General features: G+C 55.4%; 16 protein-coding genes. 9 read left to right on the top strand and 7 right to left on the bottom strand.

The genetic code is table 11. The features are described from left to right. Positions 1-48: 48 nt before the first annotated feature. The 4 genes from HF679_RS23595 to syd form a co-directional block, all read right to left on the bottom strand. Positions 49-492 carry a flavodoxin gene (locus HF679_RS23595; protein ID WP_123756710.1) on the bottom strand — a complete coding sequence of 148 codons (444 nt, stop codon included), beginning with the start codon at positions 490-492 and terminating at the stop codon, positions 49-51. A 2-nt stretch (positions 493-494) separates the two neighbouring features. After that, positions 495-1,289, bottom strand: coding sequence for a tRNA pseudouridine(65) synthase TruC (gene truC / locus HF679_RS23590; protein WP_123756709.1), 795 nt, complete (start codon positions 1,287-1,289; stop codon positions 495-497). Beyond that, positions 1,289-1,618: a YqcC family protein gene (locus HF679_RS23585; protein ID WP_187042428.1), complete on the bottom strand. Its 330-nt coding sequence runs from the start codon at positions 1,616-1,618 to the stop codon at positions 1,289-1,291. The genes truC and HF679_RS23585 overlap by 1 nt, the downstream gene beginning before the upstream one ends. Before the next feature lie 851 nt (positions 1,619-2,469). Continuing rightward, on the bottom strand, positions 2,470-3,015 hold the full coding sequence (syd, locus tag HF679_RS23580; RefSeq protein ID WP_123756707.1) for a SecY-interacting protein: 546 nt from the start codon (positions 3,013-3,015) through the stop codon (positions 2,470-2,472). 68 nt (positions 3,016-3,083) lie between these two features. Between syd and queF the strand changes: the two genes are divergently transcribed. From queF to HF679_RS23560, 4 genes are all read left to right on the top strand, one after another. Next, on the top strand, positions 3,084-3,929 hold the full coding sequence (queF, locus tag HF679_RS23575) for an NADPH-dependent 7-cyano-7-deazaguanine reductase QueF (RefSeq protein WP_123756706.1): 846 nt from the start codon (positions 3,084-3,086) through the stop codon (positions 3,927-3,929). A 111-nt stretch (positions 3,930-4,040) separates the two neighbouring features. Further along, entirely contained in the window at positions 4,041-5,408 is a 1,368-nt protein-coding gene (gene ppnN, locus HF679_RS23570) for a nucleotide 5'-monophosphate nucleosidase PpnN (protein ID WP_123756705.1), read from the top strand. A 586-nt stretch (positions 5,409-5,994) separates the two neighbouring features. Continuing rightward, positions 5,995-7,284: an HAAAP family serine/threonine permease gene (locus HF679_RS23565; RefSeq protein ID WP_123756704.1), complete on the top strand. Its 1,290-nt coding sequence runs from the start codon at positions 5,995-5,997 to the stop codon at positions 7,282-7,284. Between the two features lie 45 nt (positions 7,285-7,329). After that, entirely contained in the window at positions 7,330-8,697 is a 1,368-nt protein-coding gene (locus HF679_RS23560; protein WP_154143984.1) for an L-serine ammonia-lyase, read from the top strand. 74 nt (positions 8,698-8,771) lie between these two features. Here the strand turns inward: HF679_RS23560 and kduI are convergent, their stop codons facing one another. Continuing rightward, positions 8,772-9,608 carry a 5-dehydro-4-deoxy-D-glucuronate isomerase gene (gene kduI / locus HF679_RS23555; protein WP_123756702.1) on the bottom strand — a complete coding sequence of 279 codons (837 nt, stop codon included), beginning with the start codon at positions 9,606-9,608 and terminating at the stop codon, positions 8,772-8,774. A gap of 409 nt (positions 9,609-10,017) precedes the next feature. Here kduI and kdgT point away from each other — a divergent pair, with 409 nt between their 5' ends. Together kdgT and xni are read left to right on the top strand one after the other, a co-directional pair. Further along, a complete protein-coding gene (kdgT, locus tag HF679_RS23550; RefSeq protein WP_123756701.1) occupies positions 10,018-11,007 on the top strand; it encodes a 2-keto-3-deoxygluconate transporter in 990 nt (329 codons plus the stop codon). 237 nt (positions 11,008-11,244) lie between these two features. Beyond that, complete coding sequence (gene xni / locus HF679_RS23545) at positions 11,245-12,000, top strand: flap endonuclease Xni (RefSeq protein WP_123756700.1); 756 nt, start codon at positions 11,245-11,247, stop codon at positions 11,998-12,000. 60 nt (positions 12,001-12,060) lie between these two features. Here the strand turns inward: xni and fucO are convergent, their stop codons facing one another. Both fucO and fucA read right to left on the bottom strand, forming a co-directional pair. Continuing rightward, on the bottom strand, positions 12,061-13,209 hold the full coding sequence (gene fucO / locus HF679_RS23540) for a lactaldehyde reductase (RefSeq protein WP_123756699.1): 1,149 nt from the start codon (positions 13,207-13,209) through the stop codon (positions 12,061-12,063). 25 nt (positions 13,210-13,234) lie between these two features. Next, a complete protein-coding gene (gene fucA, locus HF679_RS23535) occupies positions 13,235-13,882 on the bottom strand; it encodes an L-fuculose-phosphate aldolase (RefSeq protein ID WP_123756698.1) in 648 nt (215 codons plus the stop codon). 598 nt (positions 13,883-14,480) lie between these two features. Between fucA and fucP the strand changes: the two genes are divergently transcribed. From fucP to fucK, 3 genes are read left to right on the top strand one after another with little or no spacing between them, the layout of a single operon-like run. Further along, a complete protein-coding gene (gene fucP, locus HF679_RS23530) occupies positions 14,481-15,791 on the top strand; it encodes an L-fucose:H+ symporter permease (RefSeq protein WP_123756697.1) in 1,311 nt (436 codons plus the stop codon). A 30-nt stretch (positions 15,792-15,821) separates the two neighbouring features. Beyond that, complete coding sequence (gene fucI, locus HF679_RS23525; protein WP_154143985.1) at positions 15,822-17,597, top strand: L-fucose isomerase; 1,776 nt, start codon at positions 15,822-15,824, stop codon at positions 17,595-17,597. Between the two features lie 53 nt (positions 17,598-17,650). Then, on the top strand, positions 17,651-19,069 hold the full coding sequence (gene fucK / locus HF679_RS23520; RefSeq protein WP_187042427.1) for an L-fuculokinase: 1,419 nt from the start codon (positions 17,651-17,653) through the stop codon (positions 19,067-19,069). Position 19,070: the final 1 nt, after the last annotated feature.

Here is a 19,070-nt window from a genome sequence, read left to right as displayed (position 1 = left end):
GCGGCGAAAAAGCCCTCTGCGACGCAGAGGGCGCAATCTGTTATTGCGTTACTCCAGCAGGCTCGCCCACTGTTGCACCCACGGGTTGGAGACACCCTCGGGTTCCGGATCTTCGCTGGCATCGATCATCAGCATATCGCCGATCCGTTTTGCGCCCTGCTCCTGCAGCAGCGCGTCAAAGGTCTTGCCGCCGCCGCAAAAGTTGGCGTAGGTGCTATCGCCCAGCGCGATGATCCCGTAGCGCAGATGCGGCTGGTACATGTCTTTCATCCCTTCGTACAGCGGGACGATGCTGTCCGGCAGATCGCCCTGCCCGGTGGTGGATGTCACTACCAGCACATATTTGCCGCTGTAGGGTTCCCAGTCCTGGATCTCAGGATCTTCGAACACCTTCGCTTTGTGGCCCAGTCCGCTCAGAATGGCTTCTGCCTCTTCGGCGACCAGCAGCGCGTTGCCATACATCGTGCCTACAAAAATCCCGACTTCTGCCATGATTATCTCCCTGGATTGACCTCAATCTCTTCATCCTGACCGCTGTCGTCAGCAAACTCAACCCTTTCATTTAACGGCAGAAGGCCGCGCCAGCCAAACTGCGACAGCGCACGCATCCAGACCTCATCCAGGCCCGCGCGGATCACCAACGGTTCGCCGGTAAAGGGGTGGGTTAGTGATAGCTGGCTGGCGTGAAGCATCAGGCGGTCTACGGCAAAATGTTCGGCGGCGCTACGATTCTGCCGGAGGTCACCATGTTTGCTGTCGCCAATAATCGGATGGCGCAAATGGGAGAGATGGCGGCGCAGCTGATGTTTTCGCCCGGTTTTTGGTTCCAGCTCCACCAGGCTATAGCGCGTCGTCGGATAACGCCCGGTCGCAACCGGCATTTCGACCGTCGCCATCCCGCGATAATGGGTGACGGCCGGCTGGGGCTCTTTGTCATCGCGGGCGAATTTATCGGCGATTTTATCCAGCTCTTCCACCAGCGGGTAATCCAGGACCGCATCGTCGGTCAGCCAGCCGCGAACTACCGCGTGGTAGCGCTTTTGCATCTGGTGCAGTTCAAACTGTTGCGACAGCCGCCGTCCCGCTTCGCTGGACAGCCCCATCAGCAGGACCCCGGAGGTCGGGCGGTCGAGACGATGAGCGGTAAACACGTGCTGACCAATCTGGTCGCGGACGGTCTGCATCACCACCACTTTTTCATCGCGATCCAGCCAGCTGCGATGGACCAGCCAGCCGGAAGGTTTATTCACCGCCACCAGCCATTCGTCCTGATAGATAATTTCCAGCATCAGGCGTCGTCGCTCGTAAACAGCGTATCGAGCAGCAGCAGTTCCGCCAGGACGCGTTCACGCAGCGGATGAGTGGCATCGAGGGCCATCTCATAATAAGGGGCCACGGCGAAATTCTGCGGCAGCGGCTGTTCGCTATCGAGTAAGTTGTGCATCCGCGGGATCAGAACCCACTGAAGCCACTCCAGCGGTTCCAGGGTGTCCATACAGAACGGCTGATCGCTGGCAAAAGCCCGGCTTTCCGGCGCATTTTCTTGCCAGTGTTCTGTTTCGCGCAGCAGCGCTTCAAGGGCGTGCAAACGCTCGCGCACGCTAAGGTGAAGAATCATGGAAAACCTCGATGAGTTGTAAACCGGACGCAGGATAGCAAATACCGCAGCGAAAACGACTGCATTATACCCAAAATAATTCGAGTTGCTCGTAGGCGGCAAGGCCGTAAATCCCCAGGAGCTTACTCAGGTAAGTGACTGGGGTGACAAATCTGTCTGGAACAGATTTAAACGCTGCGAGCAGCGGCCCTGATAAGGGTGAGGCTCATGGATGAGCCGAATAACGGGAGCAGCCAACACCCAGGCAACGTGAAGGATGAAGGGTATAGAGGCATAAAAAAAGGGAGCACTGTGTTAACAGTGCTCCCGGTTCGTTTCGCAGCAATCCAGCTACATTGGTGCTCCCTGCTCGTCCATGAAAACTTTTCCTGTGGTCTCCTGACCATGTTCATCCATAAACTAGCGCATCCTGCTCTCACACCACCCCGATGTGAAATCACTTATCCCTAAGTTTGTCCCGATCTTCCTGATCCACCGTTCATCATGAGCGGCTCACGTTCTCCATCCTGGAGGTGTCCTTTACGCGTTCCTGCGTGATCCTGTGCTTCATCCTGAAGCCTGTCCTTGCAACGCCTTCCCGGCGGGTCCTGCAAGAAGTGTCATCATCCTGATGTTCACTTCTTCTCGCGACTTCCTGTCGACGTACATAGGATCACTGATTCCGCTTCGTCTTACAAGCCTTCTTGAGAGAATCTCTTAAGATTAACCCCACCCTGCGGAGCAACAAAAAAGAACAACGATTTGAATTTTATGAATTTATTACAAATCAATTGATTAAAAAATTGCGTAAATGATGACGATCTCTTACAGGTCTTGTAAGAGATCTCTCACAAACGGGTTGGTAAAATGGATTACAGAACTGGCTCAAGCTGATTAAGGAAACTCGCAAGAGAAGGAGAAAGGGTTGTCCGTTTGCGGGTGCCGAGCGTCTCTTTAAGCACTTCGCCGCTCACGTTACAGACCGAAATGACATCCAGCTCGCTGTCCAGCGTCGCAATAAACAGCGTCGGCGACAGCTTAAGCCGTTTTTGCACCAGCAGATGACCGATTAAATTCTCCTGCACGCGCTGGAAGTCATCCGGACTCCAGGTTTGCAACAGCGTCATCGTCTCGCCCGCCAGACGGGCCGTCATATCACCGGCAAACTGGGTGGTATAATAACGATGAATCGGCTGTTGTATCACAATATCAAGCGCCCGTTCAACTGCGCTGATATCGGGCTCTAAGGAAAAGCGCTGCGGCTGCCAGAACACCGCATCATCGTCCGTCGCGCTGATACAGGGAGACGGGACACCATAAAGCTCTTCGCTTCGCGGCAGGCTGGCGTACTGCTGCTGCCAGGCAGCGCAATAGCGTTGAGTAAAGGCTTGCAGCGCTTCTGCAGTTTGATGGTCCACCGGTTTCTCTCTTCACGTTAGCCAGGATACACTTGGTTGCTAGTGTACCCGCTTTCCTATGGTGAAACATGTCTTCTTACGATAATCATCAGGCGCTGGCCGGCCTGACGCTCGGTAAATCAACGGATTACCGCGATACTTATGATGCCTCCCTGCTTCAGGGCGTGCCGCGCAGCCTGAACCGCGACCCGCTGGGGCTGCATGCGGATAATCTGCCGTTTCACGGCGGTGATATCTGGACCCTGTACGAGCTCTCCTGGCTGAACGCCAAAGGGCTGCCGCAGGTCGCCGTCGGTCACGTTGAGCTGAATGACACAACCGTTAACCTGGTGGAATCGAAGAGCTTTAAGCTCTATCTCAACAGCTTTAACCAGACCCGTTTTGCCAGCTGGCAGGATGTTCAGGCAACGCTGACGCGCGATCTCAGCGCCTGCGCCCAGGGCGAGGTCACGGTGTCGCTGTATCGCCTCGACGAACTCGAAGGCCAGCCGGTGGCGCATCTGCACGGTACCTGCATCGATGAGCAGGATATCGAGATTGATAACTATGAGTTCAGCACCGACTATCTGCAGGATGCTGCGGGCGGCAAGGTCGTCGAGGAGACGCTGGTCAGCCATCTGCTCAAATCCAACTGTCTGATCACCCACCAGCCAGACTGGGGGTCGGTACAGATTCAGTATCGTGGGCCTAAAATCGACCGCGAAAAGCTGCTGCGCTATCTGGTGTCGTTCCGCCACCACAATGAATTCCACGAGCAGTGCGTCGAGCGAATTTTTAACGACCTCCTGCGTTTCTGCCAGCCGGAATCCCTTTCCGTCTATGCCCGCTATACCCGCCGCGGGGGGCTGGATATTAACCCGTGGCGCAGCAACGGCGAATTTGTGCCGGCCATCGGCCGCCTCGCCCGTCAGTAGTAAACATTTTCACAATTTGCGTGCGTTAACGCGTGCGCAAGGTTGTGGAAACGTCACCGGCAAGGCTATTGTAATCTCAGGAAGACGATAATCGTCCTGTAAGGAGTTCACTTGATTACACATGTTAGCCCGCTTGGTTCAATGGATATGCTGTCACAGCTGGAAGTGGATATGCTTAAACGCACCGCCAGCAGTGACCTCTATCAACTCTTTCGTAACTGCTCGCTTGCTGTACTCAATTCGGGGAGCCTGACCGATAACAGCAAGGAGCTACTGTCTCGTTTTGAAAACTTCGATATTAACGTCCTGCGCCGCGAACGCGGTGTGAAGCTGGAATTGATCAACCCGCCGGAAGAGGCCTTCGTTGACGGGCGGATTATTCGCTCCCTGCAGGCCAACCTGTTTGCCGTGCTGCGCGATATCCTGTTCGTCTACGGACAAATCCACAACACCGTGCGCTTCCCGAATCTCGATCTCGAAAGCTCGGTACATATCACCAACCTGGTGTTTTCGATTCTACGTAACGCCCGCGCCCTGCACGTCGGCGAAGCGCCGAACATGATTGTCTGCTGGGGCGGCCACTCTATTAACGAAAACGAATATCTGTACGCCCGTCGCGTCGGCACCCAGCTTGGTCTGCGTGAGCTGAACATCTGCACCGGTTGTGGCCCGGGCGCCATGGAAGCACCGATGAAAGGCGCCGCGGTCGGCCATGCTCAGCAGCGTTATAAAGACAGCCGCTTTATCGGGATGACCGAGCCGTCAATTATTGCCGCCGAGCCGCCAAACCCGCTGGTGAACGAGCTGATCATCATGCCGGATATCGAAAAGCGTCTGGAAGCGTTCGTGCGCATCGCCCACGGCATTATCATCTTCCCGGGCGGCGTGGGGACGGCAGAAGAGCTGCTCTATCTGCTGGGTATTTTAATGCACCCGGCGAACCAGTCGCAGGTGCTGCCGCTGATCCTGACCGGACCAAAAGAGAGCGCTGACTATTTCCGCGTGCTGGATGAATTCATCGTGCACACGTTGGGTGAATCGGCCCGTCGCCACTACCGCATTATCGTTGACGATGCCGCAGAGGTGGCACGGCAGATGAAGAAAGCGATGCCGCTGGTGAAAGAGAACCGCCGCGAGACCGGGGATGCCTACAGCTTCAACTGGTCGATCCGTATTACTCCTGACCTGCAAATGCCGTTCGATCCAACGCATGAAAACATGGCCAACCTCAAGCTCTACCCGGACCAACCGGTAGAAGTGCTGGCGGCGGACCTCCGTCGTGCGTTTTCCGGCATCGTGGCCGGCAACGTCAAAGAGGTGGGTATTCAGGCGATTGAGAAGTTCGGTCCTTACAAGCTGCACGGCGATCCGGAGATCATGCGTCGGATGGACGAACTGCTGCAGGGCTTCGTCGCCCAGCATCGTATGAAGCTGCCAGGCGGCAGTGCCTATATTCCTTGCTATGAAATCGGCTCCTGACAGATAAGCTGTCACTCTGCCATACCGGGTTACGACGCGCGATGCCGTAACCCGCTTTTCCTGCCCTGGTTCTCCCCTTGTTCTCCCCTGTGCTCTCTTTTGCACTCCTTCACTTTCCCTTGCGTGTTCCCTTACCTTTCCTCGGCGCAACTTTCCGAATGATTCAATTATTTTAAGAATCGTTTGTTCTGTTTTTACAAAGCCAATCGTTTGCGTTTCCATAAACAGCGATAAATATCACTAATAAAAATGCATTTAAGCGTGAAAACATCGTCTGCATCTCATTTTTACAGCAAAAACCTCGTTATTACGCCCCACTCCTTTTATCTCATATCCTGTAAATGATAGCCTTCGCGCCACAAATATCTGGCTGATCACCAGAAACAGACTGTTGAACTAAAAACACCCATATAGAAAGTGGATTATTGCAATTGGGATCGCGATCACTGATGCATTTACCAGATAAATGTATCTTCCCGCCCCACTTGTTACGGAGAAAATCATTAAAAAACCGTAAACAAACGAATTTAGTATTACTTAATTGATTTTAATCATTATATTTGGTCGCTTCCTCCAGGAGAAACAGATGGAAACCACTCAAACCAGCACTATCGTTACGGGTGAAACCCGCAGCGGATGGCGCAAAACAGACACCATGTGGATGCTGGGCCTGTACGGCACGGCAATCGGAGCGGGCGTGTTGTTCCTGCCGATTAATGCCGGTGTCGGCGGTATGATCCCCCTGATTATCATGGCAATCCTTGCCTTCCCGATGACCTATTTCGCTCACCGCGGAATGACCCGTTTTGTGCTTTCCGGTAAAAATCCGGGCGAAGACATCACTGAAGTGGTTGAAGAGCACTTTGGCGTTGGCGCAGGTAAGCTGATTACGCTGCTCTATTTCTTCGCCATCTACCCGATTCTGTTGGTGTATAGCGTGGCGATCACCAATACCGTCGAGAGCTTTATGACGCACCAGCTGCAGATGACGGCACCGCCGCGTGCGATCCTCTCGCTGATTCTGATCGTGGGTATGATGACCATCGTGCGTTTCGGCGAGCAGATGATTGTTAAAGCGATGAGTATTCTGGTCTTCCCGTTTGTTGTCGCCCTGATGATTCTGGCACTGTACCTGATCCCGCAGTGGAACGGCGCAGCACTGGAAACCCTCTCCCTGAGCAGCGCCTCCGCCACCGGTAACGGCCTGTGGATGACGTTGTGGCTGGCTATTCCGGTGATGGTGTTCTCCTTTAACCACTCACCGATCATCTCCTCCTTCGCCGTGGCGAAGCGTGAAGAGTACGGCGACGGCGCAGAGAAGAAATGCTCCAGCATCCTGGCTCGCGCCCACGTCATGATGGTGATCACCGTGATGTTCTTCGTCTTCAGCTGCGTACTGAGCCTGTCTCCGGCAGACCTGGCGGCGGCCAAAGATCAGAACATCTCGATTCTCTCATACCTGGCGAACCACTTTAACGCACCGCTGATTGCCTGGATGGCGCCGATCATTGCGATGATTGCCATCACCAAATCCTTCCTCGGCCACTATCTGGGTGCACGCGAAGGCTTTAACGGCATGGTGATTAAGTCCCTGCGCGGTAAAGGCAAAAGCATCGAAATCAACAAACTGAACAAAATCACAGCGCTGTTCATGCTGGTTACCACCTGGATTGTGGCGACCCTGAACCCAAGCATTCTCGGCATGATCGAAACCCTCGGCGGCCCGATTATCGCGATGATTCTGTTCCTGATGCCGATGTACGCCATTCAGAAAGTCCCGGCCATGCGCAAATACAGCGGCCACATCAGCAACGTCTTCGTTGTGATTATGGGTCTGATTGCCATCTCCGCTATTTTCTACTCTCTGTTCAGCTAATCCCCCTTCGCGCCGCCAGCTGGCGCGCCCAGTACTGGATGCATCATGATCAGCGTATTCGATATTTTTAAAATCGGCATTGGCCCGTCCAGCTCCCATACCGTTGGACCGATGAAAGCGGGCAAACAATTCACCGACGACCTCATCGCACGTGGGCTGCTTGCCGACGTCAGCAAAGTTGTTGTCGACGTTTACGGCTCGCTTTCCCTGACCGGTAAAGGCCACCACACCGACATCGCCATTATTATGGGCCTTGCGGGCAACCTGCCAGACAGCGTCGATATCGACGCCATCCCGGCGTTTATTCAGGACGTCAACACCCACGGGCGTCTGATGCTGGCAAACGGCCAGCATGAAGTCGACTTCCCGGTTGACCAGTGCATGAATTTCCATGCCGACAACCTGTCGCTGCACGAAAACGGTATGCGCATCACCGCCCTGAACGGCGACAAGGTGCTCTACACGCAAACCTACTACTCCATTGGCGGCGGTTTTATCGTCGATGAGCAACACTTCGGCCAGACCAATGAAGCCCCGGCCGTGGTGCCTTACCCATACAAAAATGCCGCAGACCTGCAACGACACTGCCGTGAAAGTGGGCTTTCGCTATCCGGCCTGATGATGCAAAACGAACTGGCATTGCACAGCAAAGCCCAACTGGAACAGCACTTCGAAGCGGTGTGGGAAGTGATGAGCGGCGGTATTGAACGCGGCATTACCACCGAAGGCGTTCTGCCAGGCAGATTGCGGGTACCGCGCCGCGCCGCCGCCCTGCGCCGGATGCTGGTCAGCCAGGACAATACCAACAGCGACCCGATGGCGGTTGTTGACTGGATTAATATGTTTGCTCTGGCGGTTAACGAAGAAAATGCGGCCGGTGGTCGCGTGGTCACGGCACCGACCAACGGCGCCTGTGGGATCGTCCCGGCGGTACTCGCCTATTACGACAAGTTTATCCGTAAGGTGAACGCCAACTCGCTGGCCCGCTACCTGCTGGTCACCAGCGCTATCGGCTCACTGTATAAGATGAACGCCTCTATTTCCGGCGCCGAAGTAGGCTGCCAGGGCGAAGTCGGCGTGGCTTGTTCAATGGCCGCCGCCGGTCTGGCGGAGCTGTTGGGCGGAAGTCCGGGCCAGGTGTGTATCGCCGCTGAAATCGGCATGGAACACAATCTGGGTCTGACCTGCGATCCGGTAGCCGGCCAGGTGCAGGTTCCCTGCATCGAGCGTAATGCTATCGCCGCCGTTAAAGCGGTAAACGCCGCGCGGATGGCGCTTCGCCGCACCAGCGAGCCGCGCGTCTGCCTCGATAAAGTGATCGAAACCATGTACGAAACGGGCAAAGATATGAACGCCAAATACCGCGAAACCTCGCGCGGTGGTCTGGCAATGAAAATCGTCGCCTGCGATTAATCAGCACAAAAAAACGCCCTGAGCAGCAATGCCCAGGGCGATATTATCTTGTCTCAGACAGCCTCATTCAGACGTTAGCGCAGGTCGCCCACTTTGACGTGGTCCATATCGTCAAACACCTGGTTCTCCCCTACCATCCCCCAGATAAAAGTATACGCACGCGTACCGACACCCGAGTGAATCGACCAGCTAGGTGAAATCACCGCTTGTTCGTTTTGCACCACAATATGCCGCGTTTCCTGCGGTTGCCCCATCATATGGAACACGCAGCTGTTCTCTTCCAGACCGAAGTAGAAATAGACCTCCATCCGGCGCTCATGCGTATGGCACGGCATCGTATTCCACAAGTTGCCCGGCGCAAGCTCGGTCAGCCCCATACTCAGCTGGCAGGTTTCCAGCACATCCGGCACAAAATACTTGTTAATCGTGCGACGGTTGCTGGTCACATCCTCACCCAGCACAACCGGCGCGACATCCGCAGGGGTCACGCGTTTTGTCGGATAGGTGGTATGGGCTGGCGCGCAGTTATAGTAGAAACGGGCAGGCTTCGCCGCATCGACGCTGGCAAAGATCACCTCTTTCGCCCCTTTCCCGACATACAGCGCATCGCGATGGCCGATTTCATAACAGGTGCCGTCGACGGTAATGGTGCCCGCTCCCCCGATATTGATAACCCCCAGCTCACGGCGTTCAAGGAAGTAGCTGACGCCGAGCTGCTTGCCCACTTCGCCGCCCACGCTCACGGTTTGCGTCACCGGCATTACCCCGCCGATGATGATGCGGTCGATGTGGCTGTAGGTCATGGTATAGCGATCGGCGGCAAAGATGGTCTCCACCAGAAACTCTTTGCGTAAACCTGCGGTATCAAGCGTTTTGGCGTGATCGCTGTGAATGCTTTGACGAATATCCATTTATAACTCCTCACTGGCAAATCAATACAGGCGCGGTAACCGCCTCCATCTCATTAATAAAAAAAACGACATTTAATTAAATTAATCACACATTTTTCACATTTAACCCTGTTAGAAAATATCTTATCAGCGTGGTGAGAAAAATAATGTGATCTAAACTGAAATATTGTTTCAATTTGATTGAATCAAGGTTTCTTCAAAAGGATAGTATACCCCGACAGGTCATTTTCGGAGCATAACATTTAAGGCTAAAGCCTTTACAACACCGCCCAGAGCCAGAAGAAAGAGTCAACACCATGACTCCTAAAAGAAGATTTTTAATTCAATTATAAAATGAAATTTATTGCCTCAGCAGAGGGACTGTCACCAGTAAGTCGCTGTAGACAATAAAAAAATAAAGGGAATGATGATGAAAATTAAAGCAACTATTGAACGTATCCCAGGTGGGATGATGCTGATTCCGCTGCTGCTTGGCGCGATGCTGAATACCTTCGCTCCAGATACCGGTGCCTATTTTGGCTCCTTTACCAAAGGGATGATCAGCGGCACGGTACCCATTCTTGCGGTGTGGTTCTTCTGCATCGGCGCCTCAATTGACCTTCGTGCCACCGGCACGGTACTGCGAAAATCCGGCACCCTGGTGATCACCAAAATTGCGGTGGCCTGGGTTGTGGCGATGATTGCCGCCTCCTTTATTCCTGATGGTGGTATTCAGACCGGCATGTTCGCCGGCCTGTCGGTGCTGGCGATCGTTTCCGCCATGGATATGACCAACGGCGGCCTGTACGCCAGCCTGATGAATCAGTACGGTACCAAAGAAGAGTCCGGCGCGTTCGTCTTAATGTCTCTGGAGTCCGGCCCGCTGATGACGATGGTGATTCTGGGTTCCGCCGGCCTCGCCACCTTTGAACCACACCACTTTATTGGCGCAGTGCTGCCGTTCCTGATTGGCTTTACCCTTGGCAACCTTGACCACGACTTCCGCGCGTTCTTCAGTAAAGCAACGCCGACGCTGATTCCTTTCTTCGGCTTCGCGCTGGGGAATACGATTAATCTCAACGTGATTATGGAAACCGGCCTGCTGGGTATTATTCTGGGCGTCGCGGTCATTGTCATCACCGGTATTCCACTGATTTTCGCTGATAAATTTATTGGCGGCGGTAACGGTACTGCCGGTATTGCAGCCTCTTCCGCCGCCGGTGCTGCAGTGGCTAACCCGGTAATTATTGCCCAAATTAATCCGGCCTTTGAACCGGTGGCCGCATCAGCAACCGCGCTGGTTGCCGCCAGCGTTATTGTCACCGCAATTCTGGTGCCCATTATTACCGCAATTTATTCACGAAAAGTCAGTGGTAAGGTCAAAGAAAAAGATCTGGCCCAGGTAGTACAACATCATTAACGGGTGATCGTTTATTCAAAGGAGCCGCAAGGCTCCTTTTATATTCAGCTATTCCACTATTCCCCATATTTCTATTCTACTATTCCACCGTTCTGTTATTTAACACCGCAGATATCGCCGACGCGAATATGACGTCTTTGCGTGACGCATTCCTGAATATCCGCATGCCGATAGCCACCCTCGCACGGCTTTGATACCCTTAGGATTTAGAGAACACCGGGCGCTAAGGGGGCATCTGTGGCCGTTCATCTGTTAATTGTCGACGCACTCAATCTGATCCGTCGCATCCATGCCGTTCAGGGCTCTCCCTGCGTGGATACCTGCCTGCATGCGCTGGAACAGCTCATCGTTCATAGCCAGCCCACGCATGCCGTGGCGGTGTTTGATGATGAAGACCGCGCTCACGGCTGGCGCCACCAGCGTTTGCCGGAATACAAAGCCGGGCGTTCCCCGATGCCAGAAACCCTGGAGGCTGAAATGCCCGCGCTGCGGGCGGCCTTTGAGCAACGCGGGATCCGCTGCTGGACCTTAGCAGGCAATGAAGCAGACGACCTCGCCGCCACCCTGGCGATCAAAGTCGCGCACGCCGGGCATCAGGCGACCATCGTCTCCACCGATAAAGGCTATTGCCAGCTGCTGTCGCCCCCAATCCGTATTCGCGACTACTTTCAAAAGCGCTGGCTGGATGCCCCTTTCATCGCTAATGAGTTTGGCGTCACGCCCGAGCAGCTGCCCGATTACTGGGGACTTGCCGGGATCAGCAGTTCAAAAGTGCCGGGTGTGGCGGGGATCGGCCCTAAAAGCGCGGCACAGCTGTTGACGGATTTTCAGGACCTCGAGGGGATCTACGCCCGTCTGGCCGACGTACCTGAGAAGTGGCGCAAGAAGCTGGAAATGCATAAAGAGATGGCGTTTACCTGCCGTGAGATCGCCCGTCTGCAGACCGACCTGCAGCTCGACGGCAATTTACAGCAGCTACGACTGACGCCGTAAATTTGCCTGCGGCGACAGGGCGATAGCAGTATCGCCCTGTGTACTGCCCGACAACATTATCTACCAGGCCGTATGATACAGCGCCACAATGTCTGCCAGGCTGGCTTCCCGCGGATTGCCGCCGGTGCAGACATCGTCAAAAGCCGCCTGCGCCAGCGCCGGAATATCCTCTTTGCGAACCCCGACATCGCGTAAATGCAGCGGGATCCCGACATCGCGGTTGAGGCGCAAGACCGCGTCAACCGCCGACTGCCGGGCCTGTTCCAGACTCAGCTCTTCGACTTTCTCCCCCATGGCCCGGGCGATATCGCGAAACTTCTCGCCGCTGAAGTCGGCGTTATAGCGCATCACGTGAGGCAATAAAATGGCATTTGCCACCCCATGCGGAGTGTTATAAAACGCCCCTAAAGGGTGCGCCATGCCGTGCACCAACCCCAGCCCCACGTTGGAAAAGCCCATGCCGGCGATATACTGCCCCAGCGCCATCGCCTCTCCCGCCTGGCGATCGCCGGCAACCGAGTCTCGTAGCGCCCCGGCAATCACCTCGATGGCTTTAATGTGCAGCGCATCGGTCAGCGCCCACGCCGCCCGCGTGATGTAGCCTTCAATGGCATGGGTCAGCGCATCTACCCCGGTCGCCGCTTTTAATGCCGGCGGCATGCCGTCCATCATATCGGCATCGATAAACGCCACCTGCGGAATATCATGCGGGTCGACACAGACAAATTTGCGCCGCTGGTCTTCATCGGTGATCACGTAGTTTATGGTCACCTCAGCCGCCGTCCCGGCGGTGGTCGGGATGGCCATGATCGGCACGCTCGGCTGGCGGGTCGGCGAGAGACCTTCCAGACTGCGCACGTCGGCAAATTCCGGGTTATTGCTAATAATGCCGATCGCCTTCGCGGTATCCTGCGGAGAGCCGCCGCCTATCGCGATCAGATAATCCGCGCCGCTGCGTTGGAATACCCGCAGCCCTTCCTGCACCACGGCAATCGTTGGATTAGGTATCGCCCCGGCAAAGAGATCCCACGTCAGCCCCGCGGCATCCATCTTGCGGGTCACCTGCTCAACCGTACCGCATTGCGCCAGATTTTTATCAGTCACAATCAGCGCCTTACGATATCCCCGACGGGCCACTTCATCGGTTAACGCGGCGATCGCTCCCCGCCCAAACCATGCCGTCTCATTTAAAATCATTCTGTTCGCCATCGCTGCCTCCCGCTCGCTTTGCGAATTACTCTTCAATCCGTAACCCGTAGGTTTTGAATTTTTCCAGCACGATGGCAATCGACTCATCGTCCAGCACCGGAACCGGGTCGACAATCGCCAGAGTACTGAGATACAGCTGGGCCAGGACTTCCACTTCGTGGGCCAGCCACAGCGCCTTTTCCAGATTCTCTTCGCAGGCAATCAGGCCATGGTGTTGCAGCAAGGTCGCTTTGCGATTTTTTAACGCCACGGCGACAAACTCAGACAGCTCGCGGGTGCCAAACGTGGCATACGGCGCGCAGGGGATCGAGTTTCCCCCGGCGGCGGCAATCATGTAGTGGATCGCCGGGATCGGACGATTAAGGATCGACACCGCCGTGCAGTGCACCGCGTGGTTATGAACAACCGCATGAGCATCGGGCCGGGTCTGGTAGGCCGCCATATGGAAACGCCACTCGCTCGACGGCAGTTTCCCCTGCTCGTGCTGGCCGTTTGCATCGATCCACACAATGTGCGACTCGGTCAGCTTTTCATAAGGAATGCCCGTCGGGGTAATCAACATTCCGCCCTGATAGCGCACGCTGACATTCCCTGCGGTGCCCTGGTTCAGCCCCAGTCGGGTCATCTCCAGGCAGGTATCAATAATCTGTCGCGCCAGTCTGTTCCGTTCCATTCTTAACCTCTCTCAGTGATTCATAACCCGACCAACAGAACCGTTTTCACGCGGCTCTGGTTCTGTTGAATAAGCTTTATAGTTACTCGCTATGATCATATTGAATAATCAGAATGGAATTTACATCAGCGTATTCTGTGACCCCCATCAACTAATTCCAGCGGTTTAATTCCGACGCCATCTCTTTCAGCAGAAAAAAATGCCCGTTATTATTTTTCCGTTTCTAAACGGTCATTTATCAATGGCATTTAACATCTGACCGTTTTCACCACAATAAATTAAATCGGTCACTCCGACTGTGGCTTTTAAATTAAATCGTCGCAAACGGTCATTCTTTTATGAAAATTAAAGTGATAGCTATCACATAAAATCACCGTTACCTGGGGAAATGTGACCGCTATCATATTAAAAGCCCTTTTTTATTTGAAAATGACCTCCACGAATTCATTTACTCCGCGATTTATTCAAAATGCAGTGTCGTGGCAAACGGTGAATAGCGAATCTGTACGCACAGGCACTCACTCTGCTGATGGTCTGGTGAACAATATCAACCGCACTCTTAAGATGCTGATAATGCTTCTGAACTAATGAGGATGCTATGGGAAATACAACAATACAAACGCAGAGCTTTCGCGCGGTCGATGTCGGCCAACGCCAGCGCTACATCATTCCATTTGCCTTACTGTGTTCATTATTTTTTCTGTGGGCTGTCGCCAATAACCTTAATGACATTTTGCTGCCGCAATTCCAGCAGGCCTTTACCTTAAGTAATTTCCAGGCTGGGTTGATTCAGTCGGCATTTTATTTTGGCTACTTTGTCATTCCTATCCCTGCCGGGATACTGATGAAAAAGCTTAGTTATAAAGCGGGTATTATTACCGGATTGTTCTTATATGCTTTCGGTGCAGCGCTATTCTGGCCTGCTGCTGAAATAATGAATTACACTTTATTTCTGATCGGCCTTTTTATTATCGCAGCCGGACTCGGATGCCTTGAAACCGCAGCCAACCCTTTCGTCACGGTATTAGGGCCAGAAAGCGGCGGTCACTTCCGTCTCAATCTGGCACAAACGTTTAACTCCTTTGGCGCCATTATTGCGGTGGTATTTGGGCAAAGTCTTATTTTGTCACGCGTGCCGCATCAATCTCAGGAGGTGCTCGATAAAATGGCCCCTGAGCAACTCAGCGCCTACAAACACAGCCTGGTCCTGTCGGTTCAGACCCCGTACATGATTATCGTCGCTATCGTACTGCTGGTTGCCCTGCTGATCATGCTGGCGAAATTCCCGGCGCTACAGAGTGACGACCACAGTGAAACCGAACAGAGTTCCTTCATGGCCTCGTTTGCCAGACTTGCCCGCATTCGCCACTGGCGCTGGGCGGTGCTGGCACAATTCTGCTACGTCGGTGCGCAAACCGCCTGCTGGAGCTATCTGATCCGCTACGCCATTGAAGAGATCCCCGGCATGACCCCTGGGTTCGCCGCCAACTACCTGACAGGCACCATGATGTGCTTCTTTATCGGCCGTTTTAGCGGAACCTGGCTTATCAGCCGCTTTGCCCCGCATAAAGTGCTCGCGGCCTATGCCCTGCTGGCCATGGTGCTGTGCCTGATCTCTGCCATCAGCGGCGGGCATATCGGCCTGCTGGCCCTGACCTTGTGCAGCGCATTTATGTCCATTCAGTACCCGACCATCTTCTCGCTGGGGATCAAAAACCTCGGACAGGACACCAAATACGGGTCGTCGTTTATCGTCATGACGATTATCGGCGGCGGGATCGTCACGCCGGTGATGGGCTTTGTCAGCGATGCCGCCGGCAATATCCCTACCGCAGAACTGGTCCCGGCGCTGTGCTTTGCCGTCATCTTTATTTTTGCCCGCTTCCGTTCACAAGCGGCAACACACTGAACATTTTCCGAATAACGTGAGGAGTCTGAAATGAAAAGTATCAGCTTACCGAAAATTGGTATTCGCCCGGTGATTGACGGACGTCGTATGGGTGTCCGCGAATCGCTGGAAGAACAAACCATGAACATGGCGAAAGCCACCGCCGCGCTGATCGGCGAGAAGCTCCGTCATGCCTGCGGCGCGCAGATTGAGTGCGTGATTGCCGACACCTGTATCGCAGGCATGGCGGAATCCGCCGCCTGTGAAGAGAAGTTCAGCCGTCAGAACGTCGGCCTGACCATTACCGTCACCCCTTGCTGGTGCTACGGCAGCGAAACCATCGATATGGACCCGATGCGCCCGAAGGCCATCTGGGGCTTCAACGGCACCGAGCGCCCCGGCGCCGTGTATCTCGCCGCCGCGCTGGCCGCCCACACTCAGAAAGGCATTCCGGCCTTTTCTATCTACGGCCATGACGTTCAGGATGCTGACGACAACACCATCCCGGCCGACGTCGAAGAAAAGCTGCTGCGTTTTGCCCGCGCCGGGCTGGCCGTTGCCAGCATGAAAGGCAAAAGCTACCTCTCCGTTGGCGGCGTATCGATGGGCATCGCCGGCTCCATCGTCGACCATAACTTCTTTGAATCCTGGCTGGGGATGAAGGTTCAGGCGGTGGATATGACCGAGCTGCGCCGCCGCATCGACCAGAAGATCTATGATGAAGTCGAACTGGAAATGGCGCTGGCCTGGGCGGATAAAAACTTCCGCTATGGCGAGGACCAGAACGCCCAGCAGTATAAGCGCAATGAAGAACAGAGCCGCGCAGTGCTGAAAGAGAGCCTGCTGATGGCGATGTGCATTCGCGACATGATGCAGGGCAACAGCAAGCTGGCGGAAAAAGGGCTGGTTGAAGAGTCGCTGGGCTTTAACGCCATTGCCGCCGGCTTCCAGGGCCAGCGTCACTGGACCGATCAATACCCCAACGGCGACACCGCCGAGGCGCTGCTCAACAGTTCCTTCGACTGGAACGGCGTGCGTGAACCGTTCGTTGTCGCCACCGAGAACGACAGCCTTAACGGGGTGGCGATGCTGATGGGCCACCAGCTGACCGGTACCGCGCAGGTCTTTGCCGACGTGCGTACCTACTGGTCGCCAGATGCCGTCGAACGCGTCACCGGCCAGCCGCTTACTGGCCTGGCGCAGCACGGTATTATTCACCTGATTAACTCCGGTTCAGCGGCGCTCGACGGCTCCTGCAAACAGCGCGACAGCGCCGGTAACCCGACGATCAAACCGCACTGGGACATTACGCAACAGGAGGCCGATGCCTGCCTGGCGGCCACCGAGTGGTGCCCGGCGATCCACGAATATTTCCGTGGCGGCGGCTTCTCCTCCCGCTTCCTGACCGAAGGCGGCGTGCCGTTTACCATGACCCGTGTGAACATCATCAAAGGGCTGGGGCCGGTACTGCAAATTGCGGAAGGCTGGAGCGTCGACTTACCTGAAGAAGTACATGCCCAGCTCGATGCGCGAACCAACTCCACCTGGCCTACCACCTGGTTTGCGCCGCGCCTGACCGGCAAAGGCCCGTTCGCCGATGTCTACTCGGTGATGGCTAACTGGGGCGCCAACCACGGGGTGCTGACCATTGGTCACGTCGGGGCTGACTTTATTACCCTGGCGTCGATGCTGCGTATTCCGGTGTGCATGCACAACGTGGAAGAGGGCAAAATCTACCGGCCTTCCAGTTGGTCAGCCCACGGCATGGACAGCGAAGGTCAGGATTATCGCGCCTGTCAGAATTACGGACCGCTGTACAAACGTTAATGCGCTGCGCCCTCCCCAATGCGGGAGGGCGTAATTGTTTGCTGGGAGAGATTATGAAAAATGAAGTCATCCTGGTCCTCGATTGCGGCGCCACCAACGTGCGGGCCATCGCCGTCGACCGCCAGGGGAAGATTGTCGCCCGGGCATCGACTGCCAACGCCAGCGAGAGCGCCTGCGAGAACGCGGCCTGGCACCAGTGGTCGCTGGACGCCATTCTGCAACGCTTCGCCGAGTGCTGCCGGCGCCTGAGCGCGGAGCTGGCTCACTGCCGGATCCGCGGCATCACCGTGACCACCTTTGGCGTGGACGGTGCGCTGGTCGATGAACAGGGCGAGCTGCTCTACCCGATCATCAGCTGGAAATGCCCGCGCACGCTCGCGGTGATGGAAAACATCGGCCGCATCATGGCTCCGCAACGGCTGCAGGAAATTTCCGGCGTCGGCGCATTCAGCTTCAATACGCTATATAAGCTGGTGTGGCTCAAAGAGAACCACCCGCAGCTGCTGGAAAAAGCCCACGCCTGGTTGTTTATCTCCTCGTTAATCAACCAGCGCTTAACCGGGGCGTTCACCACCGATATCACCATGGCCGGCACCAGCCAGATGCTCGATCTTCATCAGCGCGATTTTAGCCCGGCGATCCTCGGTGCCGCCGGGATACCACGTCGTCTGTTTCCTGTGCTGGTTGAAGCCGGTGAACGCATTGGCGTCCTGCAAAATACCGCCGCCACGCTGCTGGGGCTGCCTGCCGGGATCCCGGTGTTCTCTGCCGGTCACGACACGCAATTTGCCCTGTTCGGCGCCGGTGCGCAGCAGGATGAACCGGTACTCTCCTCCGGGACCTGGGAAATCCTGATGGTGCGTAGCGCCAGGGTCAACACGTCCCTGCTCAGCCAGTATCCCGGTTCCACCTGCGAGCTGGACAGCCATGCCGGACTGGCTAATCCCGGCATGCAGTGGCTGGCATCCGGCGTGCTGGAGTGGGTACGCCAGCTGCTCTGGACCGCGGAAACACCGTGGAAAACTCTGATTGACGAGGCCCGCCAAATCCCCGACGGCGCCGGGGGCGTAACCATGCAGTGCGATCTGCTCGCCTGCCACAATGCCGGCTGGCAAGGCGTCACGCTCAATACCACCCGTGGCCATTTTTATCGCGCCGCGCTGGAAGGCTTAGCCGCTCAGCTGCGCAATAACCTGCGCACCCTGGAAACCATCGGCCACTTTAACGCCAGCGAACTGCTGCTGGTTGGCGGCGGTAGTCGCAACCTGCTGTGGAATCAAATCAAAGCCAACATGTTGAATATCCCGATCAAAGTCCTGGATGATGCCGAAACCACCGTTGCCGGCGCGGCGATGTACGCCTGGTCTGGCGCAGGGGAATTTGCTACCCCCGAGGAGGCCAGAGCCCAGGTGGACTATCATTACCGTTACTTTTATCCGCAAACCGAACCTGAACTGACAGAGGGAGCCTGAA

This window comes from Enterobacter sp. JUb54, assembly GCF_014298075.1.
Taxonomy (GTDB): Bacteria; Pseudomonadota; Gammaproteobacteria; order Enterobacterales; family Enterobacteriaceae; genus Klebsiella; species Klebsiella lignicola.
This window is presented reverse-complemented; position numbering and strand designations above follow the sequence as displayed.